Origin of the sequence: Nocardia sp. NPDC058497 (genome assembly GCF_042720195.1) — a bacterium.
Classification (GTDB): Bacteria; Actinomycetota; Actinomycetes; order Mycobacteriales; family Mycobacteriaceae; genus Nocardia.
On the sequence record NZ_JBHXMY010001028.1, the window covers coordinates 1 to 1137 of the forward strand.

Annotated in this window: 1 protein-coding gene; it reads left to right on the forward strand. The window is 71.6% G+C overall.

What is annotated here, in order from left to right:
* Positions 1–63 precede the first annotated feature (63 nt).
* On the forward strand, positions 64–1137 hold a 1074-nt coding region (locus ACFWPJ_RS33450), incomplete at its 3' end, for an AMP-binding protein (RefSeq protein WP_378857615.1).

Genomic DNA, 1137 nt, shown 5'->3' on the forward strand with positions numbered 1-1137 from the left:
TATCTCTTCTTCTCCTAAACCCAGTGGGTGGCCTGTGCGGGCGCTCAGTTAGACACTCTGCGGGTGTTCGAGTCCTACCCGATGGACAAGGACGCCGTCACCGCGGCGAGCTCGATCGACGGCATGCAGGTCACCGGTGTCGGCCTCGACGACGCCACCCACTACCCGCTCACGCTGGTGGTGATGGCCGAGTCGACCATCGAGATCACCCTGCGCTACCTGCGCAGCACCTACACCGAGGACGAGGTCCGCACCCTGTCCGCGCGTCTGCTGCGCGTGCTCGACGAGCTGCTCGACAACCCGACCGGCCTGGTCGGCGACATCGACATCCTGGACGCGGGCGAACGCGCCCAGCTGCTCGCCGAATCCGGTGTGACGGCTGCTGTCTCGGCCCCGGTCGCGACGGCGGGCGTCGGCGCGCAGACGGTGGCCAAGGTGCTCGGCGAGGTCGTCGAAGCCGACCCGCAGGCACCCGCCCTGCTCCGCGGCGACAGCGAAATCGCCTACAGCGCACTGGACCGCAAGTCCTCGCAGCTGGCCCGCGTGCTGATCGCCCGCGGTGCCGGCCCCGGCGATGTCGTCGCGATCTCGCTGCCCCGCGGCGTGGATTCGGTCCTGGCCGCCTGGGCGGTCCAGAAGGCCGGTGCCGCGGTCCTGTTCGCCGGTGCGCTCACCGGCGTCGAGATCGCCGCGGCGGGCGCCTCGTTCGGCATCAGTGCCGAGCCGGTCGCCGGCGTCGCGGGCCAGTGGCTGGTCCTGTCCGACGTGGAAGCCGAGATCGCCGCGGCCGCGGCGCATCCCGTCTCCTACGCCGACCGCGTCCGCCCCCTCGCCGAAGACCACCCGGCCTTCGTCCTGGTCACCGGCGAGACCGCGACGACCATCGCCCAGTCCGAAGCCGTCGCCCTCGCCGAACGCCTCCGCGACGATCACGGCATCGACTACGAATCCACCACCTACACCACCCACGCCTCCGGCCCCGCCGCCGTCCAGGAATTCCTGGCCGCGTCCACCGCAGGCGCCCTGTCGGTACTCCCCGACGGCTCGGTCGAAGACGACCTGGCCGACGGCGAGGTCACGCACTGGTTCGTCGCCCCCGGCGACGCGACCGACGCCCCCGACGGTGAGGTCACCGTG